This is a genomic window from Pseudoalteromonas sp. A757 (genome assembly GCF_004103285.1).
GTDB classification, from domain to species: domain Bacteria; phylum Pseudomonadota; class Gammaproteobacteria; order Enterobacterales; family Alteromonadaceae; genus Pseudoalteromonas; species Pseudoalteromonas galatheae.
Map to the genome: position 1 here is coordinate 618979 of NZ_QNQN01000074.1, position 26450 is coordinate 645428.

At 44.4% G+C, this 26450-nt stretch carries 28 protein-coding genes and 1 tRNA gene; 6 read left to right on the forward strand and 23 right to left on the reverse strand.

The window, feature by feature from the left end:
• Positions 1 to 592: 592 nt before the first annotated feature.
• Positions 593 to 2287: a gamma-glutamyltransferase gene (gene ggt / locus DRB05_RS22175; protein ID WP_128728844.1), complete on the reverse strand. Its 1695-nt coding sequence runs from the start codon at positions 2285 to 2287 to the stop codon at positions 593 to 595.
• Positions 2288 to 2590: 303 nt separating this feature from the next.
• Between ggt and DRB05_RS22180 the strand changes: the two genes are divergently transcribed.
• From DRB05_RS22180 to DRB05_RS22195, 4 genes are all read left to right on the forward strand, one after another.
• A complete protein-coding gene (locus DRB05_RS22180; protein ID WP_240036288.1) occupies positions 2591 to 5053 on the forward strand; it encodes an EAL domain-containing protein in 2463 nt (820 codons plus the stop codon).
• A 126-nt stretch (positions 5054 to 5179) separates the two neighbouring features.
• Complete coding sequence (gene zur / locus DRB05_RS22185) at positions 5180 to 5614, forward strand: zinc uptake transcriptional repressor Zur (protein ID WP_010368795.1); 435 nt, start codon at positions 5180 to 5182, stop codon at positions 5612 to 5614.
• 80 nt (positions 5615 to 5694) lie between these two features.
• The gene (locus tag DRB05_RS22190; protein WP_128728845.1) at positions 5695 to 6165 is read left to right on the forward strand and encodes a chemotaxis protein CheX; all 471 of its coding nucleotides are present in this window, start codon (positions 5695 to 5697) and stop codon (positions 6163 to 6165) included.
• Positions 6166 to 6188: 23 nt separating this feature from the next.
• Entirely contained in the window at positions 6189 to 6620 is a 432-nt protein-coding gene (locus DRB05_RS22195; RefSeq protein WP_128728846.1) for a secondary thiamine-phosphate synthase enzyme YjbQ, read from the forward strand.
• An 11-nt stretch (positions 6621 to 6631) separates the two neighbouring features.
• On the opposite strand, the gene alr is transcribed toward DRB05_RS22195, so the two are convergent.
• From alr to orn, 16 genes are all read right to left on the reverse strand, one after another.
• The gene (gene alr / locus DRB05_RS22200; protein WP_128728847.1) at positions 6632 to 7714 is read right to left on the reverse strand and encodes an alanine racemase; all 1083 of its coding nucleotides are present in this window, start codon (positions 7712 to 7714) and stop codon (positions 6632 to 6634) included.
• A gap of 19 nt (positions 7715 to 7733) precedes the next feature.
• Entirely contained in the window at positions 7734 to 9113 is a 1380-nt protein-coding gene (dnaB, locus tag DRB05_RS22205; RefSeq protein ID WP_017217222.1) for a replicative DNA helicase, read from the reverse strand.
• Positions 9114 to 9236: 123 nt separating this feature from the next.
• On the reverse strand, positions 9237 to 10175 hold the full coding sequence (locus tag DRB05_RS22210; RefSeq protein WP_128728848.1) for a DUF4097 family beta strand repeat-containing protein: 939 nt from the start codon (positions 10173 to 10175) through the stop codon (positions 9237 to 9239).
• 10 nt (positions 10176 to 10185) lie between these two features.
• A complete protein-coding gene (locus DRB05_RS22215; RefSeq protein ID WP_128728849.1) occupies positions 10186 to 10665 on the reverse strand; it encodes a hypothetical protein in 480 nt (159 codons plus the stop codon).
• Complete coding sequence (locus DRB05_RS22220; RefSeq protein WP_128728850.1) at positions 10658 to 11209, reverse strand: RNA polymerase sigma factor; 552 nt, start codon at positions 11207 to 11209, stop codon at positions 10658 to 10660. The genes DRB05_RS22215 and DRB05_RS22220 overlap by 8 nt, the downstream gene beginning before the upstream one ends.
• Before the next feature lie 205 nt (positions 11210 to 11414).
• Entirely contained in the window at positions 11415 to 13160 is a 1746-nt protein-coding gene (locus tag DRB05_RS22225) for a polymer-forming cytoskeletal protein (RefSeq protein ID WP_128728851.1), read from the reverse strand.
• A gap of 4 nt (positions 13161 to 13164) precedes the next feature.
• Positions 13165 to 13653: a prepilin-type N-terminal cleavage/methylation domain-containing protein gene (locus tag DRB05_RS22230; RefSeq protein WP_128728852.1), complete on the reverse strand. Its 489-nt coding sequence runs from the start codon at positions 13651 to 13653 to the stop codon at positions 13165 to 13167.
• Positions 13650 to 14072: a prepilin-type N-terminal cleavage/methylation domain-containing protein gene (locus DRB05_RS22235; protein WP_128728853.1), complete on the reverse strand. Its 423-nt coding sequence runs from the start codon at positions 14070 to 14072 to the stop codon at positions 13650 to 13652. Before DRB05_RS22235 ends, DRB05_RS22230 begins: the two co-directional genes overlap by 4 nt.
• Positions 14063 to 14521 (reverse strand): GspH/FimT family pseudopilin, encoded by a 459-nt coding sequence (locus tag DRB05_RS22240; protein WP_128728854.1) that lies wholly within the window; start codon positions 14519 to 14521, stop codon positions 14063 to 14065. The genes DRB05_RS22235 and DRB05_RS22240 overlap by 10 nt, the downstream gene beginning before the upstream one ends.
• The gene (locus DRB05_RS22245; RefSeq protein ID WP_128728855.1) at positions 14505 to 14918 is read right to left on the reverse strand and encodes a type IV pilin protein; all 414 of its coding nucleotides are present in this window, start codon (positions 14916 to 14918) and stop codon (positions 14505 to 14507) included. The genes DRB05_RS22240 and DRB05_RS22245 overlap by 17 nt, the downstream gene beginning before the upstream one ends.
• A 427-nt stretch (positions 14919 to 15345) precedes the next feature.
• A complete protein-coding gene (gene rplI, locus DRB05_RS22250) occupies positions 15346 to 15798 on the reverse strand; it encodes a 50S ribosomal protein L9 (protein WP_010368808.1) in 453 nt (150 codons plus the stop codon).
• Positions 15799 to 15833: 35 nt separating this feature from the next.
• On the reverse strand, positions 15834 to 16061 hold the full coding sequence (gene rpsR, locus DRB05_RS22255; protein WP_002962753.1) for a 30S ribosomal protein S18: 228 nt from the start codon (positions 16059 to 16061) through the stop codon (positions 15834 to 15836).
• Positions 16062 to 16072: 11 nt separating this feature from the next.
• Positions 16073 to 16402, reverse strand: a complete 330-nt coding sequence (gene priB, locus DRB05_RS22260; protein WP_088531731.1) for a primosomal replication protein N — start codon at positions 16400 to 16402, stop codon at positions 16073 to 16075.
• A gap of 38 nt (positions 16403 to 16440) precedes the next feature.
• The gene (rpsF, locus tag DRB05_RS22265) at positions 16441 to 16782 is read right to left on the reverse strand and encodes a 30S ribosomal protein S6 (RefSeq protein ID WP_010368810.1); all 342 of its coding nucleotides are present in this window, start codon (positions 16780 to 16782) and stop codon (positions 16441 to 16443) included.
• A gap of 206 nt (positions 16783 to 16988) precedes the next feature.
• A tRNA-Gly gene (locus DRB05_RS22270) sits at positions 16989 to 17064 on the reverse strand.
• A gap of 242 nt (positions 17065 to 17306) precedes the next feature.
• On the reverse strand, positions 17307 to 17852 hold the full coding sequence (gene orn, locus DRB05_RS22275) for an oligoribonuclease (RefSeq protein ID WP_010607090.1): 546 nt from the start codon (positions 17850 to 17852) through the stop codon (positions 17307 to 17309).
• A 161-nt stretch (positions 17853 to 18013) separates the two neighbouring features.
• Here orn and rsgA point away from each other — a divergent pair, with 161 nt between their 5' ends.
• Positions 18014 to 19066: a small ribosomal subunit biogenesis GTPase RsgA gene (rsgA, locus tag DRB05_RS22280; protein WP_010607089.1), complete on the forward strand. Its 1053-nt coding sequence runs from the start codon at positions 18014 to 18016 to the stop codon at positions 19064 to 19066.
• Positions 19067 to 19164: 98 nt separating this feature from the next.
• Positions 19165 to 20031: an archaetidylserine decarboxylase gene (asd, locus tag DRB05_RS22285; RefSeq protein WP_039494070.1), complete on the forward strand. Its 867-nt coding sequence runs from the start codon at positions 19165 to 19167 to the stop codon at positions 20029 to 20031.
• Positions 20032 to 20054: 23 nt separating this feature from the next.
• Here the strand turns inward: asd and DRB05_RS22290 are convergent, their stop codons facing one another.
• From DRB05_RS22290 to thiC, 6 genes are read right to left on the reverse strand one after another with little or no spacing between them, the layout of a single operon-like run.
• Complete coding sequence (locus tag DRB05_RS22290; RefSeq protein WP_128728856.1) at positions 20055 to 20804, reverse strand: HesA/MoeB/ThiF family protein; 750 nt, start codon at positions 20802 to 20804, stop codon at positions 20055 to 20057.
• Positions 20797 to 22320 carry a thiamine phosphate synthase gene (gene thiE, locus DRB05_RS22295; RefSeq protein WP_128728857.1) on the reverse strand — a complete coding sequence of 508 codons (1524 nt, stop codon included), beginning with the start codon at positions 22318 to 22320 and terminating at the stop codon, positions 20797 to 20799. The genes DRB05_RS22290 and thiE overlap by 8 nt, the downstream gene beginning before the upstream one ends.
• A 34-nt stretch (positions 22321 to 22354) precedes the next feature.
• On the reverse strand, positions 22355 to 23152 hold the full coding sequence (locus DRB05_RS22300; protein ID WP_128728858.1) for a thiazole synthase: 798 nt from the start codon (positions 23150 to 23152) through the stop codon (positions 22355 to 22357).
• A 2-nt stretch (positions 23153 to 23154) separates the two neighbouring features.
• The gene (gene thiS / locus DRB05_RS22305; RefSeq protein ID WP_010368823.1) at positions 23155 to 23352 is read right to left on the reverse strand and encodes a sulfur carrier protein ThiS; all 198 of its coding nucleotides are present in this window, start codon (positions 23350 to 23352) and stop codon (positions 23155 to 23157) included.
• Complete coding sequence (locus DRB05_RS22310) at positions 23349 to 24362, reverse strand: FAD-dependent oxidoreductase (RefSeq protein ID WP_128728859.1); 1014 nt, start codon at positions 24360 to 24362, stop codon at positions 23349 to 23351. The genes thiS and DRB05_RS22310 overlap by 4 nt, the downstream gene beginning before the upstream one ends.
• Positions 24363 to 24420: 58 nt before the next feature.
• On the reverse strand, positions 24421 to 26373 hold the full coding sequence (gene thiC / locus DRB05_RS22315) for a phosphomethylpyrimidine synthase ThiC (RefSeq protein ID WP_128728860.1): 1953 nt from the start codon (positions 26371 to 26373) through the stop codon (positions 24421 to 24423).
• Positions 26374 to 26450: the final 77 nt, after the last annotated feature.

Below are 26450 nucleotides of genomic sequence, written 5' to 3' on the forward strand. Positions count from 1 at the left end.
AACGTTTGTGGGTATATCTATAAAGGTTAACTAACCGCTAAAACCGCGAGCCACGTTAATCAACAGCACCTTTTGCTATTTGCTTGCAGCATATACAACATTGCTGTAATCACTCACTGTCACTTTAACGCATGAATATGGCAACTTTTTTACCATCTTTGTACGTAGAGGTGACGACTTCAAAGTCTCAAATAGAGTTAAAAAAGATCATACTGAAGCTAGTAAAACAAACACAATTTATGTGGCTTCACATCAACGACTCATGATCTGTACTGAAAAAGGCTAGCACAAGAAACTGATAAATAAACCGTTCATTAACAAAAAAGTAAATTTATCCATTACACAAGATTACACTGAGTCGTTTTTAGGAATTGCGTGTTGAGGCATTATCAGAGCAAGCCTTGAATTTTTGCACTGATAATACCGTTCGTAATATTAGGAATTTCATTCTCTTCGAGTAGATGGGCGTATACGTACCAAAACCCAGAGTTCAAGATTCAACCTTTTCCATCGTGGCTTATACATCATATTGCAAAGGATGAAGTGTTTTGGAAATTATAATTCGCATTAATTTCATCACCCAGTGAGGCTTTTAATAACCCGCAGCTTGGCCATCTTTTCTTGTTTCGGATGCTCCGTAGTAAACTCCAGTTTTGCCATCTCGCATAATCGCCTGATAACCGCCATAAGGACCAACTGCTTGTTGTAACTTATGACCTTTTTTTATCAGCTCTCTACGGGTTTCCATCGAAAAGCCAGACTCGAGACTGACATACCCTCCATCAGTCATGATTTCACCGGTTGGTTGCGATGAACCACTATGCAAAATTCGAGGCGCATCGCCCGCTTCTTGTAGATTCATACCAAAGTCAATCATGTTAATCAGGATCTGCGCATGCATTTGCGGTTGAGTCGCGCCTCCCATCACGCCATAGCTCATCCATGGTTTACCATCTTTTGTGACAAAGGCAGGAATAATGGTATGAAATGGTCTTTTACCGGGCGCATAACCGTTGTAGTGGTTTTTATCTAACGCAAATAGCTCGCCTCTATTTTGCAAGACAAAGCCAAGCTTAGCTGGAGTCATACCCGATCCCATACCACGGAAATTACTCTGGATCAGCGACACCATATTCCCTTCCTTATCAGCAGTCGTGAGATAAATGGTATCCCCTTCTATAGGACCTGCATGATCGCGTTTAGCTGCTTTATTTGGATCAATCAATGCACGCCTTTCGTCAGCATATGCTTGCGAAATAAGCGTCGCGACTGGTATCTCATTAAAGTCTGGATCGGCGTAGTATTTTGCCCTATCCGCGAAGGCAAGTTTTTTTGCTTCAACAAAGGTATGAATATACTCTGGGCTGTCGAACCCCATTGCCTTGATATCATAGCCCTCTAAAATATTGAGAATTTGCTGGGCGGCAATGCCCTGACCATTGGGAGGTAGCTCCCATAAGGTGTAGCCGCGATAATCAGCACTTACAGGGTCAACCCACTCACTGTGGTGCTCAGCTAAGTCTTGGTAACTTAAGTATCCACCATTGGCCTTCATGTAACGGTCGATTTCTTTAGCAATTTCGCCTTTATAAAAGGCATCGCGGCCTTTTTCTGCAAGTAACTCATAGGTATTAGCGAGTGCCGGATTCTTAAATATCTCTCCCTTTTTAGGCATTTCCCCCTCAGGCATAAATACTTCTTTAAATCCGGAATATTGCTCACGAGCCGACACCGAGCGCTGCATGTAATAAGCAATCAACTCAGAAACTGGAAAGCCGCTTCTAGCGTAGTCGATACTGGGTTGAAGTAACTGTTTCATTGGCAGTTTGCCAAATTTGTTGTGCAGTTCAAACCAACCATCGACCGCACCGGGCACAGAAACAGGAAGCGGCCCATAGCTTGGAATTGTATCGCCTTGCTGCTGTAACTTTGCAAGCGAAAGGCTTTTTGGTGAACGCCCTGAAGCATTGAGACCAAATAACTTTTGTTGCTTCGCGTCCCACACAATAGCAAATAAGTCACCACCGATACCGCAACCTGTAGGCTCCACTAGGCCAAGCATGGCATTGGCTGCAATTGCAGCATCTATGGCGTTTCCGCCTTGCTTCAATACCTCTATTGCGACTTGGGTTGCCAGTGGTTGAGAAGTTGCAGCCATACCTTGGGTTGCAATAACCTCAGAGCGGCTAGCAAAAGCTTTTCCGGTGATCCTGTCATATGCGAGAGCCGCTGAGCTTACCGAAGCACATAGCATACTAACCAGTGTGCACTTCACGACCTTATTCATTTTTTTTCTCTTCTGTTTTCTTTTTAACCAATATAAAAAGCCAATCCGCTTACAGCAATTCATTTGCGGTCAAAGCGAAAGAAAACGAGATTGGACCTAATGCGAAAACTCAGCACTCCGTCACTATAGCGCTTGATCTACCACAATAATATTCGCTCAAATTTGATACAGTTTTTTATAGCTGGACTACACTAATGATTAGTGATTTTGCGGAAAACTAAACGTGCGCAAGAGCGAAATCTAGTGTCGATGTAATCGCAATGAAAGACCTAACCGAAACCAAGGCTATTGAATTGGTTATTTATGAGTAATCGAGTTATTTCTATCAATTTAAAACAAACACTGACTTGGGGCACGTTACTCTGTGGCTTGTTGCTCTCTTCTCTTATTATCTACATTTCATATGTTAGCCAGCGAGACATGCTGCTCGAAAACTATGAGACAAAACTGAGACAAAATTTAACCCATTTAGGTAAACATCTTTTTACTGAGTTTGTGGAGGACAACGACAATAAGATTAGCCTGACCCTCGAGGATTATTATTCTGACAGTAAATATAAAGCGCTCTTCCTTATTCAAGGAGAAACGCTCGTCAACGAAACTCAACACTCAGTGATTGGACTACAAGTATTTAATCAAGTTATCAGCCAAGCGCAAGCCACAGCAACACTACGCACACTTGATCTCACTGTGGCATTTGACCCTAATCAGCAGCACTTTCTCGCAGCCATTCCCATTTCACCTAAAGTACCCGTTGTTGAGTCCGCGAATTTAGTTAGGCTGATTGCTATTTATGACGTAAGCACCGTTTTTCTTTCGTTACGGCAACAATTGATAACTAAGGCGAGTATTTTGGCGGCATTTTTAATACTCATCACTATTGCGCTACTAAGCTTTACCCATCACTTCATTCATAAACCAATCAAAAGGCTGATCCAAGTAGGTGATGCATTATCCACTAACTCTTTAAGCTGTAGAGCTAAAATCATAGGATATGGGGAGTTTGCAGTACTTGCCAAACAGTTCAACGTGATGGCACAAACGTTAGAGAAAAACTGGCAGCAACAATTACAAATCACTCAAGAATTACAGTGTCACCACGCACTTATTACTAGTGTCTTTGAAGCATTGCCGGATATTTTCTTTATAATCAATACGAGCGGCATCATCTTAGAGTGCCATACCGGAAAATCAGACGACTTATATATATCGCCTGAGCATTTTATAAACAAAAAAATGACGGAGGTGTTGCCTTCTCATGCAGCAAAACAATTTAGCCAAGCCATCAAATCTGCCAATCAGTGCCATCAACTAACCCAAATAGAATATCCGCTGACCATTGCAGAGCAAGCGAAGCTGTTCGAAGCTAGGCTCTCTCCGATCCCAGGGACCGAGCAGCTGGTTATCGCAGTGCGTGATATCACAGAGAAAAAGCGCCAAGAGGAAGTCATCTTACATCACGCTTTTTACGATACATTGACTGATTTACCAAATCGTTTTTTAGCGATGGAGCGGCTATCGCAACAACTGCTTGATGCCGAACGCAACGATGAACTTGCGGTAGTATTTTTTATTGATTTAGATGATTTTAAAAGAATTAATGATTCACTCGGACACGAAATGGGCGATCAAATTCTCCTTGCTTCAGGAGAAAGGCTCAAGCAATCGCTACGTGAGCAAGACACCGTGTCACGCCTCAGTGGCGACGAGTTTATTGTTTTAATGGGCGGATTTAAACATACTGAAGACATTACCTCTGTTGCCAATATGCTGATCAAGCTTTTTCACCATCCCATTATTGTCGGCGATAAAGATTTTAATATTTCCGTCAGTATAGGCGTTGCTATCTATCCTTTAGATGCAAACTCCCCTCAAGCACTACTCAGCTGCGCTGATACCGCAATGTACAATGCCAAAAGTAATGGTCGCAACAATTACTGTCTATTTAATCAAAAGATGAGTCAACAGTTGTCTCGACGCATTGAAATTGAGGAAGCACTGCGTGTAGCAATGAATGAAAACGAGTTAGAAGTGTTTTACCAGCCTCAATTTTATATTGAAGACAGTGATGTATTTGGCGCGGAAGCTTTACTCCGCTGGCACAGTAAAACACTGGGTAATGTCTCTCCTGCGGAGTTTATTCCCGTTGCGGAACAAAGCGGATTGATCATCGATATCGGATTGTTTGTGCTCTCAACGGCTATTAAACAAGCACGCCAGTGGCAGCAACACTTAGACTCCGACATCCGTATCGCAATCAATTTATCACCAAGGCAGTTTAAAGACCCAAGCCTTTTGAAACAGATTGAGCTATTAGTAAAAGACATCCCGATTGCCAATCGCTTTATCGAGTTGGAAATCACAGAAGGCGTACTGATCTCAGGACAGGCACAGGTAAAACAGACCCTAACCCAATTACATCAGTTAGGGTTTAAATTATCTTTGGATGATTTTGGTACGGGCTATTCGTCACTGAACTATCTCCGTCATTACCCCTTCGATTTACTCAAAATAGACCGCAGTTTTATCAGCGATATGCTCACCACTCACGAGTCTAAAGCGTTAGTTAAAACTATTATTGCCATGGCGCATAATTTATCGATGAAAGTAGTCGCCGAAGGCGTGGAGACACTGGAGCAATTGCGTTTATTGCAGCAACTGGAGTGTGATTTTGGTCAAGGATACTTGATCAGCAAGCCGCTTTCTGCAGCACAATTTGAAACCTTTTACCATACTAAGATCGAACCAGTTAAGCGCTCTTCTTAGCAAGAAAAACAAACTTTCAAAGCAACATCGCTCCCGAATATCCACTTGAGATAATAAATCAGGGTAAACACAAGACTAATAAAAATAATATGTTAGTATTGCAAGGCAGTGTAAGGATTTTTAATCATGAATATAGAGTTACTAGTTAGCAAAGCCAAGCAAGTATGTGACAACCGTGGCGCGCGTTTTACCCCTATTAGAGAAAAAGTATTCAGACTACTCGCCTCGAAACAAGGTGGTGTTGGTGCGTACGACTTACTTGAAGAGCTTAAGTTGACGGAAGCGGCTGCAAAACCAGCTACCGTATATCGTGCCTTAGACTTTCTTTCTGAGTTGGGCTTTATCCACAAAATTGAAAGTACTAATGCGTTTATGCTTTGCCACCACTTCGATCACACACATCCAGTGCAGTTACTGATCTGTGATAGCTGCGGTAACGTTCAAGAGTTACACTCAAACACGATTTCGCATGAACTAAACAGCCTCGCTGCAGAAACTGGATTTGTGGTTACAGAGCAAACCATTGAGGCTCATGGCCGTTGCGAAAAATGTAAAGATTAAGTGCAGTGAGCAAAAAAGCCCACTACACTTATCACTAAGAGCGACACTAATTTATTAAAAATACATAAGGGAAAGTCCATATGAATGTAGAGTTCATCAACCCCTTTTTATCATCTCTAATCAATGTATTGGCTACTATGGCGCAAACTGAATTGACGCCGGGTAAGCCAAAAATGAAGAAAGACGAAGTCGCACAAGGTGATGTATCGGGTCTGATTGGTATGGTTGGTCCACAGACAAAAGGGTCATTTTCGATCACCTTTGAAGAGGGCCTAGCGTTAACCATAATGGAGCGTATGCTTGGTGAACGCCCTGATTCAATTAATGAAGATGTCACTGATATGGTTGGTGAAATCACCAACATGGTCACTGGCGGCGCTAAAAACCTACTCGGCGAAAAAGGCTACGAGTTTGATATGGCGACACCAGTTGTCGTTTCAGGTCCTGGCCATACTATCACTCATAAATGTGATGGGCCTAAGCTTATTATGCCATTCACCTCACCCGACGGTAATGCCAACATTGAAGTCAGCTTCGATAAACTCGCCTAACAGTTAAAAACACACGTTACTTTATGAGTTGGACTCAAAAACAAATTACCTTGAAGCCTCGAAAACGAGGCTTTCACTTAATAGACGATGAGATTATCTCGCAGCTTCCTGACCTACATGACTATCGTATAGGGCTGCTGCACCTGTTTATACAACACACCTCCGCCAGCCTAACAATAAACGAAAATGCCGACCCAACGGTACGTATGGATATGGAAAGCCACTTTAATCATTTTGTACCACAGAGGCAAAGCTACTACCGCCATGACTATGAGGGTGATGATGATATGCCAGCACATATCAAATCTAGCACCTTAGGATGTGAAGTAACCATTCCCATTTCTGAGGGCCGCCTACGTTTAGGTACTTGGCAAGGTATTTATCTCGGTGAGCATCGTGATCACGGTGGTGTAAGACGTGTTATCGCAACGCTTCAAGGTGACAAAAAAGGCTAGGCGCTCAGCGTTTAGCCTTCAATGTATTCGTAGCTTACTCTTGGAGTGACGTTACACAACAGCTCATATGGAATAGTACCTGCACATTGCGCTATTTCTTCTACTGGTAGGTTTGGTCCCCACATTTCTACTTCGTCACCAACTTGAATGCCATGGGGATTATCACCAATATTCACACTGATCATATCCATCGACACAGTGCCAACTATGCCGTAACGCTGGTTACCAATAACCACTGGTGTGCCAATTTTAGCGTGTCTGGGATAACCATCTCCATAGCCAACACCAATGACGGCAAGATAGGTATCCTGTTCACATTGCCAACGTCCGCCATATCCCACCGCTTGATGCGCCCTCACCCGCTTGATGGCAATAACTTTAGTGGTCAAGCGCATGACTGGTCTTAAACCATGTTGCTGTCCAACGCGAGCGAGCATAGGCGAAACACCATAAAGCATTAGACCGGGACGGATCCAGTCGCCATGAGATTCAGGCCAGCCTATGATCCCCGCAGAGTTTGCCAAACACAATGGTGCGTGACTTTGGCCAACTAAAGACTTAAATAGCACTTGTTGTACTTCGGTTTTATTGTCTTTGATATCATCAGCACAAGCAAAGTGTGTCATTAAGTGGATTTTATCAGCAACATTTTTTGAGCGCTTGAGGCGGGCATAAAACGCTTCAAACTCTTCAGGCTCAACGCCGAGACGGTGCATACCGGTATCTACTTTTAGCCACACTGTGAGCGGCGCATCTAAATCAGCACGCTCAATGGCTTCAAGCTGAGAAATGTCATGCACTATGGTTTGCAAATTATTGGCAAGTAGAATAGGTAAATCAGAAGGATGAAAAAAACCTTCCAACAGGACAATTGGTTTAGTGATGCCACCTGTTCTCAGCGCGAGCGCTTCATCAACTCTCGCCACAGCGAATGCATCTGCATCTTGCAAATGCTGCGCTATTTTAACCAAACCATGGCCGTAAGCATTGGCCTTAAGTACAGCCATAATCTTACTTTTTGGCGCCAGTTTTTGCGTTAGCTGTAGGTTTTCTCTCAGCGCGGTTAAATCTATTTCAGCACTCGCTAGTCGCATTTCATTACTCAATTGACAGTTAATATTCGTCGTCCATTGCTGGACCCGCATAGTTATCGAATCGAGAGTATTGACCTTGGAAGGTTAACCTAACCTTACCGATAGGACCGTTACGCTGCTTACCTATGATGATTTCAGCCGTGCCTTTGTCGGGGCTATCGTCGTTATAAACTTCATCACGATAAATAAACATGATTAAGTCGGCATCCTGCTCGATAGAGCCTGATTCACGTAAGTCGGAGTTAACTGGGCGTTTATCTGCACGTTGTTCTAGCGTACGGTTAAGCTGAGAAAGCGCGATAACTGGGCATTGCAGCTCTTTTGCGAGCGCCTTTAATGAGCGAGAAATTTCAGCAATCTCAAGCGTACGGTTGTCTGAAAGGCTCGGTACGCGCATGAGCTGCAAGTAGTCCACCATGATCATGCTGATCCCACCGTGATCGCGTGCAATTCTTCTAGCGCGTGAACGCACATCTGTTGGCGTAAGGCCGGACGCATCATCAATGTACATCTTGCCTTTTTCCATCAGTAAGCCCATGGTAGATGACAGGCGTGCCCAATCATCATCGTCTAATTGACCGGTACGTACTTTAGTTTGGTTGATACGACCAAGTGAAGCGAGCATCCTCATCATGATCTGTTCTGAAGGCATCTCTAGCGAGTAGATCAGAACCGGCTTATCTTGCGTCATCGCGGCATGCTCAGCCAAGTTCATCGCAAAAGTGGTTTTACCCATCGACGGACGCGCTGCGACAATGATCAAATCAGAAGGCTGTAGTCCTGCCGTCATCTTGTCTAAGTCGCCATAGCCTGTACTTACCCCGGTAACACCATCTTGTGGAGATTGGTAAAGTTCTTCAATTTTATCAACTGTTTTCTCTAGAATGCTATGAATGCTTTGCGGGCCTTCAGTACTTTTAGTGCGCTGCTCAGCAATCTTAAATACCTTGCTCTCAGCTAAGTCTAACAGTTCATGGCTATCTCGTCCCTCAGGATTAAAGCCTGCCTCAGCTATTTCATTCGCCACACCAATCATTTCGCGAACAACCGCGCGCTCACGGACGATACTCGCGTATGCATCAATGTTTGCAGCACTTGGCGTGTTTTTAGCAATCTCAGCAAGATATGAGAAACCACCTATGGTTTCTAACTGATTATTCTTTTCTAGATTCTCAGAAATTGTGATTAAATCGATAGGTTGACTAAGCTCTACCAGCTTTTCCATTGCTTCAAAAATCAGCTTATGGGTTCTGGTATAAAAGTCATGAGACACCACCAATTCCGCAACACGGTCAAAGGCTTCATTATCTAACATCAAGCCACCGAGCACAGATTGCTCAGCTTCAATTGAGTGCGGTGGAACTTTTAAGGTATCGACTTGTATATCTGGTTTAGCCATATCACAACATAGAGAAATTGAAGGCCCTCTATTGTATCTGGTCTACTCATAAGTGCAAATAACAAAAGGCCAGAGTTTGGGGAAACTCTGGCCTTTTGTTGTCCTTATTGCTCTATTGCTTCACTAGTTACGCTTTAGCTCAATATTGCCGCTAACAGTATCGATTTCTACATCAGCATTACCACCGTTAAGCACAAACTCAAGTGAACGAGCTGGGCCATATTTGGCTTTTTTAACTTGCTCTGAACTTAGCTCATTGGTGATATGGCCGCCAGAATGTGCGTTGATTTCAAACCTTGCTGATACATCCGTAGGGAAATAAAGTTCAATATCGCCGCTAACGCTGTCCATATTTATATTGGCGTTATCCAGTAACTTTGCTGCATATACTGCTATTTCGCCGTTAACGGTAGATAAGCGTAGATCTTTTAACTCTGCCATCTTTAACTCGACTTCGCCATTGACGTTTTCTAAGCGCAGCTCGGTCGCGGTGGTTTGCGTTTTAATTTCGCCATTAACGGCGTTAAATCTTAGCTTACCGTTCGAAGCGATATCCTCAATGTCCCCATTGACGGTTTCAAACTGAATATTGCCATCCAAGTCACGACTATCAATATCACCATTTACGGTTTCTAACGCAATTTTACCGCTGATTTTACTCGCTTTAATATTGCCGTTGACCGTTTTGATACGGGCGCCCGCCGTTAAATCAGCCGCTTCAACATCAACCACCACCCCTTCAAAATTTAACTCACTAGTACGAGGCATATAAATGGTAAGTGTAGAGCCATCACCACCGCCCCAACTTTTATAGCGTCTTGGCATCTTCACGATAAACTCGGTTACCTCGCCAGAGGTCTCTAATTTATAACCCTCAGCTTTATCGTCTAACTCGCCTGTCACTTTAAAAACGTTTTTATCCCATGTCTTTATCGTTACGTCACCGCGCTGATTCTCGATGACAACTTTACCATTTGCAGGAACCGACAGTTCTTTATCGATAGACTCTCCTGCGAACACCATCGCAGGTAGTGCCGTTAGGCCAATAATTAATGCTTTCATCCTAATTCTCCTAAATTTGTTGCCAACGAGGTTGGTGAACCTTATTGATTAAGTCGAGTTGCTGCTGATAAACCTGAGCTAACATTTTTAACAGCGCTGCGTTCTCAGGATCTTGCTTTAAAGACAGCTTGATCGCTTGTTCCGCCTGCTCGAGCTCTTGCAATTGTGCCTGCCAATCAGAAGTCAGCGCTGGCTGCGTTTCATATTGAACCAGTAAAGACTGCTTTTGCTGCTCAAAAAAAGCGCTAATATTAGCCAATGAGTCTTGCTTGGGCTGATTCATAATCACTTGCCAAGCGAGTAAACCCGCAATAGTACACGCCGCAATACCTGATAACTTTTGCCAATTACTTTGTTTTGGCGGCTGCATCGGTTGTGCTTGATTGATTGCACGCTCAACGCCTTGCCATAAGTCACGTTGTGGCTTTGGCTGCGACTGTTCGTCATTCAGTGCGGTATGCATAAATTCATCAAAAGATGGTTTAGTCATTGTTGTACCACTCCTGTAATAAGTTACGTGCTCGGTGATATTGCGATTTACTCGACCCTACGGCCATGTTTAACATATTGGCAATTTCCTCGTGGCGATACCCTTCAACAGCATGTAATACGAAGACCAACCTAGCGCGTTCAGGCAATCTGACAATGAGTTTATCTAAGCCATTTAGCTCTCCTAGCTGCTCAGCACCTTGCTCATCCAGCCCGGATTGTTCAAAGCTTACGACCTTTTGTAACCAGTTCTTTTGCTTTCTAAGATAGCTGATAGCAATATTACTGGTCACACTATGAAGCCAAGTCGTAAATTGTGATTGCCCTCTAAATTGGTCTATCTTTTGCCACAGTTGCACAAAAACTTCCTGGCATGCATCTTCTGCATGAGCGGGCTCAGCGAGCAACCTAAGACACAACGCATATACGCGACGATGGTGTTGCTCAAATAGTTCCCGAAATGCACCTTGATCCCCTTGCTGGCATCTAGCCACTAGCGCATCGGTTTGTTCTTGTGTAAATGCCTCTTTGGCATTAATTATCATGCGTCTGTTCCTTTGGGTTGATTCCTTCATCTTCGCATATCGAATGGAACAAACAAAGTCACCAACGCTCAATTGCCAATTTCTACTTTTTTATAAAGTACTTATTTAGACGCAGGTGAAACCAGAAATGGTTTAAAGGGGTTGGAAAAAATTTTACTCTTTTATTTAGCAGCAAAAAGTGGAGCCTAAGCTCCACTTAGGAAAGTTACTCAGCGCTTTTAGCTTCACTCTCATCTGCTACTTGATATGGTTTATAGTGCCAGCCCTTAAAAACCAATGTTGGCTTTTGCCCTGGCGGCTGCACACCAATACCCGAATTTTTTAATGCTTGATCAAAGTGGATCCCTGTACCACCGGTACCAGTGATAGAAGCCCCTCGAACTGTACCATACAATTGCCCACTGCCATTCAACAGAATAGAAGTTAACGGTGAATAAATGGCAGCATATAAAGAAGACGCGCCGCTGAATACAAAACCATTCGGGCCATCAAATGAAGAATACACACTAAATACCGGCAGTTTGCTCTTCTTGGTTAAGCCTTCTTGCTCAGCAATGACCTTAGCACTTGCGCCAATAGAAACTTTGCCAGTGGTGAACACCGTCAAAGAGCTTTCTTTTTCTATCCAAATATGAGTGTCGCCGGTTAATTTCAGATCCCCATCAATCAACCAAATCACATCGCCACCAGAGATTTTAATCTTTCCGTCAGATCCTAGCTTCAACCCTTTAAATGGAAACGCGAGCTGCGTTTTTTCTGTCGCTGTGCCGAGGTTTTGCTCCACCCCTTGGAATAAATAAATGGTGTGCTCTTTTGCAACATACACGCTTGAGCCATTACGCTCGTAAACTGCCTGTTTAGGTTTAAAGTGTAAGATTTGTTGCGCACCTACATTTAAGGAGGAAAAGTCGTTATTTGGATCAATGATGCTATCCATATTAAAAGGCAACGCCAAAGGATCACATTCTTTATTTGGCCTTGCTGGGTCGTAGTCGGGAGAATCTGGATCGTACACTTTTACCGGCTCAACCACTAAATCTGCGACTCTAAATTTAGCATCGGAGTAATGCACTCCATCTTGAACTTGTAAGCCAGTATCTTTAAATTGACCATTACCAGTATATTGAATATCAAACGCATCACCATTTTGGTTGAGGATCTCAGCACCCCACTCCATTTTGGCATCCCCCATGGTACGCACATAACCTTGGATCTTGCCGCCTCTATGTGTGAAAAATCCTCGGCTATAGACATTACCTTCCACTCGAATACCACTCGATGACGGCGAAATATCTACCCCGGTATTTGACCTAACGTCACCCAAAACCGGTGAAGAACCTTTTAAGTAAATCACACCAGATGCTTCTACATCACCTTTAATCGGAGAGTGGCCTGATAGCACCACGTCTGCATCGCCCACCACAGTGTGTACATCACCATCATGGCTTTTTGTTTCTTCGTAAGTGCCTTTCGATGAATCATAGCTGTCGACAGAGCCACTACCAGAAAGATTCACACCTTTACAACCAGTAACCGCATTTTGGAATATGGACTCTTTTGCTGCTGGCCGCAGCTCGAAGCGCGCAACCAGTCGATGATTTGCATGCTCACCATGGCGTTGACCTAAGCTTTCGATTTCAAATTCATTGCCATTGGCATTAACCGAAATCTGATATTGCGAATCAGCGACAGCTCCGTTACCGGTTTTACTGATACTACCAATAAGTGTCGCCACATCTTGCGGGTTATTTTTGGCAACCTCTGCATCCAGCTTTTGACGATATTCTCTGATCCCTTGTTCAGCCACTAACCTTGCATTAATGTCCTTTTGGAAGTTACCACTTAATCTTTCTTGTACCACACCTTCCTTGAGGGAAGCGAATACCACAACGCTAGCCATGCCGCCGAGCAGCATCACTTTAACCAGTGTAAAACCTTGTTGTTGTTTCATTGTATTAGCTACCTAATCCAGCGTAAAAATTCATCTGTATGCCTGCACCGTATTGTGTCGGAAAACTACTACCTTGTATTGTCACTGTAATTAACTGACCACTGGCATCGGTTGCAAACACAAGTCCAGTTACCCCTTTCAAAAGATTGATATCACCAGTGCCGCGATCGCACACTAAATACTCACCTTGTAAAAAATAACGCTCAGTGTAGTCAGCAGTGGGTACACTGCCATCACAAGCGGGTACCCCAGCCAATTGGCGGATCGTAATATCGGTGGCCGTCACAGTAGGGATTGCTTGTGTCTGCTTAATGCTGCGCATCATTACTCGATTGGTATATCGAACAATCTCTTGCGATGTTGCAAGCTGCTGGCTTGTCGTCACAGTTTCTTTTATCGACGTATATGACGTTGCAATCCCTATCACCAATACTAACCCCACAACCATGGCAACCATGAGTTCCAGTAAGGTATAGCCCTTCATCTGTTTCATGAGCCCCCTCCAGGTGGTGAAGAGCAAGTATCCACAACATCTGGATAACTGGTAGTCAAAGAAACTTGGTTTTCAGCAGGATTTTCTACCCGCTTATCTTCCCAACTCACTGTAAGCTGCATATTATTGCTATATGTCGCGGGCAGCACTAATGTAAAGCGACTATCAGCAGGATGCAGTTGCTGAATCAGCGGGTTATCAAGCGTCATATCATTGTTGTTATGCTGCAACTCACATAACAAAGGCCATATCCTCTCAATTGCATTTTGGCCATGAATTAACGCCATCGTATATTGAAAGCTATTGGAGGCGAACTGTAATGACTTAAGCTGCGTAGCTGCAAGACCTAGTAACATTAATCCAGCCACCAACATCGACACCACAACTTCAATGAGGGAAAACCCCTTACTTAACTGCAATTTTGTTCCGCCTCAGCTAACCAGCTTTGACCACTGACCAACACACATAAACGGTAATCCTGGGTATCGGCAATGTTGTCGGTGATCAATATATTGTTTGTCGCTAGCACTTCACCACTTTCACGCACCATTTGATCGGCAAGTGCCACTTCTATCGAGCTATGTTTAATAGAAAACCGTCCCACCTCGGTCAATTGGCCATTCTCATTGGTTTTAACAACCCAGTCGCTGCCCTCCACAACCAGTGATACTTGCTGCTCACGTCGTACCGCTTCACTTCGGGCCAAGCGATATACCGCCTGCAGTTGATTAGCATGCGTTGCCAATCGGTCTTGCTGAATTTGCTTTATAAAACTGGGCGCAGCTACAGAAGCTAAAATTGCGAGAATTGCCATCGCAATAAGTAGCTCAAGCAAGGTAAATCCTATGTTTCTATTGCCAGCAATCATTGTTTTTCGGTCCCTGTTCACCAAGATGATTAATACTTAGTACACCACACCTGTCCATCGCTTGTGCTTTTCCTGTTATTGGCGTGGCAGTTAATTGGTATCCCAAATTGCGATATTGCCCCACAGCGCCATTCGGTTTATTTGTTGGCGTATATTTAAATGTATAAAAATCTGACTGCGGTAAGTTAGGAAGCAAATTTGCGTCTGGATAACCACTATTACGGCTATAGATACGCTCAATAACTCCTGCCATTTCCAACATGTTCTGCTGTGCTTGTGAACGGCGGGCATCTTGTACATATTCTACATAAGACGGATATGCTACGCTGGCAGTGATCGCCACGATTGCAACGGCAATTAATAACTCTGTTAGCGTAAAACCTTTATTTACAGACATTTAATTATTCCACCACTATATTGATAGCGCTGTCATTTTATTCCACTTTATGACAGACAAAAGACAAAGAAAAGGGTTAACCTATAATATGTAAACATAACATGGAGCGAAAGTTTCTAAAAAGGAAACTTATTACATCACATTACATCAGTACTACCTTTTGATTTAAGGCAAACTTTGAGCGAGAGGATCATCCATGTCACACCTTAAATTGGTATGAATAAGATTATTATTATGATTTTCTTTGAAGGGTTACTTAATCCAGCCTAAGATTTGGACAACAACAAAACCAATATTCGTGAATTCAATGCACTTGGCATATCTATTAACTGGTTTTTACTTTCCGAACTTCGAGCTAATATAGGTAAATTAAGTGAATAAAAAGCCGTGTATAAAAATACACGGCTTTTTTAAGCTCAATTAAAAATTAAGCTTCAGCAATTACGATTACTTTGATCGTAGCTGTAACGTCAGAGTGTACTTGGATAGCTACATCGAACTCGCCAGTCTCACGGATAGTACCAAGAGGTAGACGAACTTCTGACTTAGATACCTCAACACCTACTGCAGAGATAGCATCAGCAATATCGCGAGTACCGATAGAACCGAATAGCTTACCTTCGTCACCCGCTTTAGAAACTAGAGTTACTTCAGCTAGTGCTTCTAGTTTTTCAGCGCGTGCCTGTGCAGCAACTAGCTCTTCAGCGATTTTCGCTTCAAGCTCAGCGCGACGTGCTTCGAAAGTTTCAATGTTAGATTTAGTTGCAGGAACTGCTTTACCCTTAGGGAATAAGAAGTTACGTGCGAAGCCAGATTTAACATTAACCTGATCACCTAGGCTACCTAGGTTTGCAATTTTGTCTAGTAGAATAACTTGCATGTCTCTACACCTTTTAAAAACTAGTAATCAGCTGCTTACTTGTGTAAGTCAGTGTATGGAAGAAGGGCTAGGTAGCGAGCACGCTTAATAGCAGTTGCTAGCTGACGCTGGTATTTAGCGCTAGTACCTGTGATACGGCTAGGTACGATTTTGCCACTTTCTGTTACGTAGTTTCTAAGAGTAGCCAGATCTTTGTAATCAATTTGTTGTACGCCTTCCGCTTTAAAACGGCAGAACTTACGACGTCTGAAATAACGTGCCATGAGTAATTTCCTCAATTAATTCTTTCAATATGTTGTGCGTGCAATACCAGCTGACTCAAGCCATTTCGGCTCTCGTGGCGATTTATAAAACCGCGAACTTGTAATGCTTGCCCAACGTATAAATGCTCAGTTTGGTTTCGGAACTGTTCTCCACTGGCAACCACTTGAATACGCACGTAGGCATTTCGAGTAAGGTCAGCCTCTAGCTGCATTGATTTGTGCTCAAGTACAAATATACAGTGTGGGATCCCAGCTGGGCTTTGACTAAATTTAGGTGTTTTACATATCACGCCCGAGAGCAGATATTGATTGGTATACAGGTCAACCTGAGTACTCACCATTACCTCGAAAGGTTAGTCAAATCCGAAATCAACAACGATTAAGCAGAAGCTGCTTCTTTTTTCTCTTCTTTTGCAAGAGGAGATGCTTCAGTTACTGCATTTTTAGTACGCATAACTAGGTTACGAAGCACTGCATCGTTGTAGCGGAAAGAAGTTTCAAGCTCGTTGATTACTTCAGTTGGTGCTTCAACGTTCAATAGAACATAGTGTGCTTTGTGAAGCTTTTCGATTGGGTAAGCCAGTTGACGACGACCCCAGTCTTCTAGACGGTGAATAGTACCGCCAGCTTCAGTGATAGCACCAGTATAACGCTCGATCATACCAGGTACTTGCTCACTTTGATCTGGGTGAACCATGAATACGATTTCGTAATGACGCATGGATATTCCTTACGGTTAGTATAGCCTTGTCCCGTTTCGGCCAGTCGGGGTAAGGCAAGGAACGATAATAGTAGGGCCGAAAGAGCGCGTATTTTACGCGTAGCATTAAAATTAAGCAATCAGTTTGTTGTGAAAAATTGGTGGAATAAGACTATATTTGCAAGGTTTTTTTAGAATGATTGAAAAACAAGGATATTTAGGAGAGTTGGAGCGGCACACGAGGTTCGAACTCGTGACCTCGACCTTGGCAAGGTCGCGCTCTACCAGCTGAGCTAGTGCCGCATTCCATTATTAGCTCGTTATGTTGTTGGTAATTACGCAAGGTCGCGTTGATTACCTACTGCAGCTGAGCTAGTGCCGCATTCCGATGTAGCTCTTAATTTTCCGCTGGGCGCAACCTTGAGGTCGCGTCTAACGTTTTAGCAGCTGAGCTAGCGCCGCGCTTGGGCTAAAAACCCCGCAGGGCTTGTCGTCTCAAGCGGGGCAGGATTCTACAAGATAAAATTTGCTTTGCAAGTATTTTTTTAAACTTTGAAGAATTTTTCTTGGTAAACTTTCAGCTCCATGATGGAGTCTTTGATATCATCCAGTGCTAAGTGAGAGCTTTTTTTCTTTATCTCTCCCAATAGTTCAGGCTTCCAGCGTCTCGCAAGTTCTTTTATCGTACTGACGTCCAAATTGCGATAGTGGAAATAAGCTTCTAGCTCTGGCATGTATTTGTTGAGGAATCGACGGTCTTGACCAATAGAATTACCACACATTGGAGAAGCTCCTGGCGGCACCCACTCTTTAAGGAAATCTAGTGTTTGCTTAACTGCATCTGCTTCCGTGAACTTACTCGCTTTACAGCGAGCAGTCAGACCTGAGCGACCATGTTGATTGGTGCACCACTCATCCATATTGTCCAACAGCTCATCACTTTGATGAATTGCCACTACTGGACCTTCAGCTAAAACATTGAGATCACCATCTGTGATCACCGTCGCGATTTCTAAGATTTTATCTGTTTTCGGTTCTAGCCCCGTCATCTCTAGATCGAGCCAGATCAAGTTTGATTCATGAAAAGTCATACTTTACCTTAGCGGTACTTTCCTTTAGATCCAATGCAATTAGATATATCATATTAGTTTAAACACTCGACCTAAAGCTTTTTTTACCATGCGCGGCGTTTTATTGATTTATAGCCTAAATTTGAACGCTCTGCACGCCAAAGCTTAAACAGATTATAAACATGGCAAAGAAAAAGAAACTCAGTAAGGGCCAATCCCGTCGGATTAGAGCCAATCATCAGAAGCGAATCGATAAAGCGAAGGAGACAGAAGTATCTGATGTTTCATGGCAAAACGACAACTTGGGGCCAACAGAAGCCGCAGTGGTGATCAGCCGCTTCGGCCAACATGCGGATATAGAAACCACAGACCAAGAAGTTTTGCGTTGCAATATCCGTCGTACCGTAACAAGCTTAGTTTGCGGTGATGAAGTCATTTTTCGTCGTGCCAAGGTCAGTGATGGTGACTTAGCCGGCGTAATTGAGGCTGTGCATGAAAGGCGCACGCAACTCACTCGTCCAGATTTTTATGACGGTGTGAAAGTTGTCGCTGCGAATATTGACCAAATATTGATGGTGTCGGCCGTTGTGCCCGAATTTACCCCTCAAATCATCGATCGCTATTTAGTCGCTTGTGAGGATATGGGGATAGAGCCGATTTTATTACTCAATAAGATTGATTTGCTTGACCAAGAAAGCCTCGAATATATTGATGAAGTCTTAGATATATATCGTGAGCTTGGCTATCGCGTACTGTTAGTCAGTACAAAGTCAGGCGAAGGCATTGACGAGTTAAAACACATGCTTGAGGACAAAAATAACATTTTTGTTGGTCAATCAGGGGTTGGCAAATCAACGTTGGTTAATACGGTACTGCCCAATGCAGATATTCTCACCAAAGAAGTCTCCGAAAATAGTGGCTTAGGGCAACATACAACCACAGTATCGCGCTTACACCACTTGCCGTCCGGTGGAAACCTGATCGACAGCCCCGGGATCCGTGAGTTCGGCCTATGGCACTTAGACGTGGAACGCGTCACTTGGTGCTTTAAAGAATTTAGGGAGTTTATTGGCGGCTGCCGCTTTAGAGACTGTAAACACCTGAACGATCCGGGATGCTTACTTCGTGAAGCCGTAGATGAAGGTAAAATCAGTGAATTACGTTTTGAAAGTTACCATCGTATTTTAGAATCTATGGCTGATGGCCGCGCAGGTGCGCGCGCGCCGAGAGTCTGATAATATTTGCTAAATTGGCTCAATGACTTGAGCCCGATAGCCACTTCGCAATACAAAAAAGCGAAAGTGACAAGACTAATAATTAGGAACTGTTAAAAGTGAATTTGGATAAACTAAAAATTGCCATGCAATATGCATTACCTAAACATGCGGTTTCTCGTTTGGTTGGTAAGCTTGCCGCAGCAGAAGCTGGCGCCTTAACCACAAAGCTAATTAAGCTGTTTATCAAACAATATAAAATCGACATGAGCGAGGCATTGCACGAAGATCCAGCTCACTATAAAACCTTTAACGAGTTTTTTACCCGTCCACTGAAACCGGGGATCCGCCCTTTGGCAGAAGAGAGCGATATCCTTGCCCACCCAGTTGATGGTGCAATCAGCCAACTTGGTGATGTCGTCGATGGTCAAATTATCCAAGCTAAGGGTCACAACTACAGCTTACAGACGCTGCTAGGCGGTAAAGAAGAAGATGTTGCGCCTTATGTTGGTGGTAAGTTTGCAACGATTTATCTAGCACCGAAGGATTATCACCGTATCCACATGCCGGTTGATGGCACACTTCGTAAGATGATTTATGTACCGGGCGATTTGTTCTCAGTAAATCCACTTACCGCGCAAAATGTGCCTAATTTATTTGCTCGTAACGAGCGAGTTGTTGCTATTTTTGACACTGAGATTGGTCCGCTTTCTATGGTATTGGTTGGTGCAACTATCGTTGCGAGCATTGAGACGATTTGGGCAGGTACAGTGACACCACCCGCTGGAAGAGACGTCTTTACTTGGACATATCCAGCAGAAGGTGACAACGCGATAACGCTGAAAAAAGGCGAAGAGATGGGTCGCTTTAAACTTGGCTCTACCGTGATCTTAGCGTGGGGGGCAAATAAGGCTGAGTTCTTAGATGGTCAAAACCCAGAGACCGTCACACGCATGGGTACCCCTTTCGCAAAAATAGCAGAGTAGACCACTGTATTAGTGGCTTGAAACTACTTCAAGCCACAACATTCACACTCGGGGTTTTTACTGAGCCCATACTGCTTTTGCTGCAAACTCATAGCATCTAGCGTACAAAATACACTTCCTTGATGATGTCCAAGTAGCACATTTGTGGTCAATAAAGCTTGCTGCGCACCGATCACACCCAGTAATGGACTAATGACGCCAAAGTTGTCACAATTCTCCACAGGAGTTTGCGACCTCTCAGGGAAAACGCAAGCATAACAAGGTGACTCAGCCCTAAAATCAAAGCACATGAGTTGGCCTTGTGTGGCAATCGCAGCTCCTGCTATCAACACCTTTCTCGCTCGATAACAATACCTATTGAGTAAATAACGGGTGGTAAAGTTATCGCTGCAGTCTAGGACAATATCTGCATCATGGAGCAACTCAGCGACGTTTTTATCAGTCAATCTCGCATTAATTGGTGCTAACGTGATCTCGTTATTGAGACTTGCCAGCACCTTTCCTGCCGCTTTGGCTTTTTGCTGACCAAGGTGGTTCACCTTATACAGAATTTGCCTTTGTAAGTTAGACAATTCCACGTCGTCGTCATCAACAAAAGTAAGCTTACCAATGCCACTCGCCGCTAAGTAAAACAACGCGGGACTTCCCAGCCCACCGCAGCCAATCACAGCCACATGCGCCTGTTTCAATGCGAGTTGGCCTTGCTCACCAACCTCTTTTAACAGCAAATGGCGACTATACCTTAGCCGCTCTTTGTCATTGAGTTCAGTCATGCCGCGCCATAGCTTGCTTTAATTCAAGTACAGCTTGCTCTGGGTCTTGGGCCTCAGTGATAGCTCTTACAACCGCAATACTAGATACGCCAGTTGCAGCCACTTCTGGCACGCGACTTAGATCAATGCCTCCAATAGCGACGGTTGGATAGCTACTCTGCATCAAAGGTACAAAGTGCATCAGCTTTTCCAACCCCTGGATTTGGCCGGTCATGTCTTTGGTCGTGGTTGGGTAGATAGCACCAAAAGCCAAATAACTTGGGCGATAGTTATGTGCCCTGAGCATTTCATAAAAACCATGGGTCGAAATACCCAAGCGCAGCCCTGCCTCTTGAATGGCAACAAGATTAGCCTTATCAATATCCTCTTGGCCTAAATGAATTCCATAGGCGCCGTGTTTAATCGCTAACTGCCAGTAATCGTTAATAAACACCTTCGCATCGTATTTTTGTCCAAGTGCAATGGCAGTTTGTATTTCAGCTTCAAGATTAGCTTGCTCTGAATCTTTAATTCTCAGCTGCACCGTATCGACACCTAAAGCAAGACATTTTTCCACCCAATCAGCGCTGTTTACTACTGCATAAAGCCCAATAGGGTCGTCAATGCTGGCAAAGCCCGCGGCAAAATTAAACTCCTCAGGTAATGCAAACTCTAGTTCATCAGCAAGCCAAGAGCCCGCTTCTATCACTTGCGGATAATCATTAAGATCAACAGGGAAACTCGTGTGCGCAACAGGGCCCACACCTTCGCCATAACGTATCGCCGCTTTTAACCCAGCGTTGATATACGCTTTTGCAAGAATAAAGGCATCTTTAAATGGGTACTCCTTGGCCATACATGCCGCGATCACTGACGATAAACTACACCCAGTACCGTGGCTATGCGGTGTTTGAATTTTCTCATTGCCAAGCCAATACTCAGTATCTCCCGCTAAGCCATAATCAATGCAGTAGCCTTTTGGATAATCCCAATGACCGCCTTTAATGATCACCGACTTTGCACCGAATTCACGCAATTTGGCAGCAGCCTCTTTTACCGCTTCAGGACCTATCAAATACACGCCTGTCAGCAGCTGAGTTTCGTGTGTATTGGGTGTAATGATATCCACCAGCGGTAATAAATGGGTTTTTAACGCATCTACCGTGTCTTCTTCGGTTAATGAATCCCCGCTGGTCGCGATAGCCACAGGGTCATAAACCACGAGCGGCGGCTTTTCCCATGTTGCTTTATAATGCACGAGGTGCTCAGCAATCAGTTGGATCTGCTGAACATTGGCGAGCATGCCAATCTTTATCACCGTTGCAGGCATATCTTGCGAAAGCGCCGTTAGCTGAGAGTCGATAACCGTGGTCGATACCGGGTTTAACGCTTCCACCCCTAAACTATTTTGCGCCGTCAACGCAGTTACTACAGTACAACAATGAACATTAAAGCTCTGCGTTGCTTTGATATCCGCTTGAATACCAGCGCCGCCGCCAGAATCAGAACCCGCAATACTCCAAACGATATGTGACAAAGAGAACTCCTTATATAGTTATCCGCAATTCAAGTTAGTTTGCGTGCCAAAAAGGCATGCCTAAGGTTGGCGTAGAAGGTGATGCCACCTCTTTTTGTGACATTGCTTTTGCTAAATAAGACAGGCGCCCTGCAACCGTGCTGGCTTCAAACGCTTTTGCCATGGTGATAGGACAGCCCGCCCCTGCCACTGCCGAATTTAATAATACGGCATCATAACCTAGCTCAAGTGCTTGGCAAGCATGAGACGGCAAGCCGAGTCCCGCATCGACAATCAAGGTTTGATGAGGTAAACGCGTGCGGATGGTTTGCAGGTTATATGGATTTAGCAGCCCTTTTCCCGTACCAATTGGCGCGCCCCAAGGCATTAAAACTTCACACCCCAGCGCATCCAACCGCTGACATAGCACCAAATCATCAGTGCAATAAGGCAATACTTTAAACCCATCTTTTATCAAGATTTCGGTGGCTTCGAGCAATGCAATTGGGTCTGGCTGCAAGTTATATTCATCGCCAATAAGTTCAAGCTTAATCCAATCCGTGGCAAACACTTCCCGGCACATCTGCGCCAAGGTCACCGCTTCTTTTACGCTATGACAACCTGCTGTGTTTGGTAAGACTCGTAGTCCCATCTCTTTGATAAGCGACCAAAAGTCATCACCTGCCTGCTTAGTTTGCTGGCGTCTCAGCGACACAGTAACAATCTCAGCACCCGAGGTGGCGATAGCTGCCTGCATTACCTCTGGAGAGGGATAAAGTGCCGAGCCAATTAACATGCGGCTAGTAAATTGTTCACCATAAATAGTGAGCTTAGTATCAGTCAAAGACTGCATGTTTATCCCCCTTGAATTGGTGATAAAAGCTCAATCTTATCACCGTCGCTCAATGTCACGCTTGGCAGCTCCGTGCGGGAAACAAAAGTACCATTAAGCGCGACGGCAAAAGGCGGTTTGGCACCTCTGGCTTCAATAAATTCCTGAATATTTTGCTCGCGGTTGATATTAATCGTTTCGCCATTAAATTCGACTTTCATAATAACTCCTTAGATAGTGCTTGTTTCACGATAAGCGGTGCTAGCAAATAACCGTGTCTATATAGGCCATTGATACTGATCACATTACCTTGCTGTTCAATTTTGGGGTGATTATCTTTAAAGGCAGGTCTAAGTCCTGCTAATAAAGACAATACTCGCGCTTCGGCAAACCCACGATGAACCGAATAAGCAGCAGAGAGTAATTCGAGTGTAGAACGTACCGTTATCTCATCATTATCTTGCGACTCAATTTCCGTCGCACCAATAACAAACTGATGATCTGGTTTTGGCGCAATGTAAATGGGGTATCTTGGGTGCATCAAGCGCACAGGTCGAGTCAGGGTCACTTCTGGGGCATAAATTCTCGCCACTTCGCCGCGCACACCACGAAGCCCACTACACGTGGCTTTCGCGCCAAGACCGCGACAGTCAATCACCCAATCATACGCTTGACTAAGCTGCGCCTTTTGCGCTTCGTCACAATGAACACCGTAGTTAATCTCTACCCCTTGCTTAGTCAATGTTGCCGCACTACTTTGATAGAACGCCTGGTTATCAAGCTGCCCTTCGCAAGGTAAATACAAACCTTGATGGAACACACCGCCAAGTTCTGGTTCCAATTGCGCGATCCGAGCACCATTCACCACTTCCGCGCTATGATCTTTTAACGGCTTTAAGCGCTGCTGAAAACTCACTAAATCACCACGGTCTTGGCCATGCGCCACAATAAGGGAGCCTTGCTGCTGGAAAAATACCGAGCTTTCCAGTTTAGCCAGTAATTGTGGCCAGAGTTTCATGGACTCCAGCCCCTGCAGCACCAACGCCTCATCGCATATCACAGACTCAGCCAACGGCGCTAACATGGCCGCCGCCACACTACCTGCTGAGGTCTCAGTACCTTGCTTTGCTTGTTCAAATACGCTGATTTGATAACGCTCAGCGAGCATCAATGCAGCGATACGCCCTGTTAAGCCAAAACCCAAGATAGCAACACGTGCTCGAGTAGACATAGCTACACTCCTAAAGTTAGCCACCCGACAGGCATCAAGGTGGCTATGATGGGTTAGGTTATATCGCTTTGTGGTAAAGCTCAGAGCCCGACTGCTTAAACTCTTCTGATTTTGCTTTCATCTCGGCTTCAACATCCACCATTTTAATGCTGATCTCTTCACCTACATTATTAGGATCAATACCTCGCGCTTCTAATTCTTTTGCATAGTCACGCACATCCTGAGTGATCTTCATTGAGCAGAATTTTGGACCACACATAGAGCAGAAGTGAGCGACTTTGCCCGACTCTTGCGGCAAGGTCTCATCGTGATATTCTCGAGCACGCTCTGGATCTAGACCGAGATTAAATTGGTCGTGCCAGCGAAACTCAAAGCGCGCTTTAGACAGCGCATTGTCACGAACTTGAGCGCCCGGGTGGCCTTTCGCCAGATCCGCTGCATGCGCCGCTATTTTGTAGGTGATCAGGCCTTCTTTTACATCTTCTTTATTCGGTAAGCCTAAGTGTTCTTTTGGTGTCACATAGCACAGCATCGCACAGCCATACCAAGCAATTTGCGCCGCACCAATCCCTGAAGTAAAGTGATCATAGCCCGGAGCGATATCGGTAGTGAGTGGGCCAAGCGTGTAAAACGGTGCTTCATCGCAGTGCTTTAGCTGCTCTTCCATATTCTCTTTGATCATATGCATCGGCACATGTCCTGGGCCTTCAATAAAGACCTGAACATCGTGTTTCCACGCAAGCTTGGTTAACTCACCAAGGGTACGCAGTTCACTAAATTGCGCTTCATCATTGGCATCGGCAATAGAACCCGGACGCAAACCATCACCCAATGAGAAACAAACATCATACTGTTTTAAGATTTCACAGATTTCTTCAAAGTGCGTATAGAGGAAGTTTTCTTTGTGATGCGCTAAACACCACTTCGCCATAATTGAACCACCGCGAGACACAATACCGGTCACGCGTTTTGCCGTCATCGGCACGTAACGCAGTAGTACTCCCGCGTGGATAGTAAAGTAATCCACGCCTTGCTCAGCTTGCTCAATCAAGGTATCGCGGAAGATCTCCCACGTAAGGTCTTCGGCAACGCCATTGACTTTTTCTAGTGCCTGATAGATTGGAACCGTACCGATTGGCACGGGAGAGTTACGTACTACCCACTCGCGAGTTTCATGAATGTAGCGCCCTGTCGACAGATCCATTACGGTATCTGCACCCCAACGGGTCGACCATACCATTTTTTCTACTTCTTCTTCGATAGAGGAGGTCACTGATGAGTTACCAATATTGGCGTTAACTTTTACTAAGAAGTTACGTCCAATGATCATCGGCTCAGTCTCAGGGTGATTGATATTGTTTGGCAGTACAGCACGACCACGAGCAATTTCATCACGGACAAATTCAGGCGTAATAAACTCAGGAATACTGGCTCCAAACGATTGGCCTTTGTGTTGCTGCGCCAGCAATTCTTCACGCAACTTAGCGCGTCCCATATTTTCACGGATCGCCACATATTCCATTTCAGGTGTCACTATGCCTTGGCGGGCGTAGTGCATTTGTGTGACATTTTTACCCGCCTTGGCACGGCGAATTTTAGGTAAATGTTCAAAGCGAATATGATCAAGTCCTTCATCCGCCATACGCTGCTGGGAAAACTGTGACGTCACCGACTCTAGCATTTCGGTATCATCGCGCTCAACTATCCACTGCGCTCTAAATTTAGGAAGACCAGCACGAACGTCAACCGGTACTTCAGGGTCTGTGTATGGACCTGAAGTATCATAAACACGAATAGGGTCGTTTGATTCAAATACCGGATTTTCTTCGGTGCCACCAACAAACGAATCACTTAGCGTGATTTCACGCATACCAACGCGTACGCCTGTTTGTTCGCCCTCCACATAAACTTTATGTGAGTTTGGAAAAGGTTGGCCTTTAAGATTATGGATAAATTCTGCCGCGGCTGCTCGCGCTTCACGACGACTTAGCTTGCTACTATTGTTTGACATGACGTCCCTCTTATTTTCATACAAAGGTGTCTTGTCAGATCTCCAAAAGGAGAGAGACGAGGATAGTCCTCGGGTAA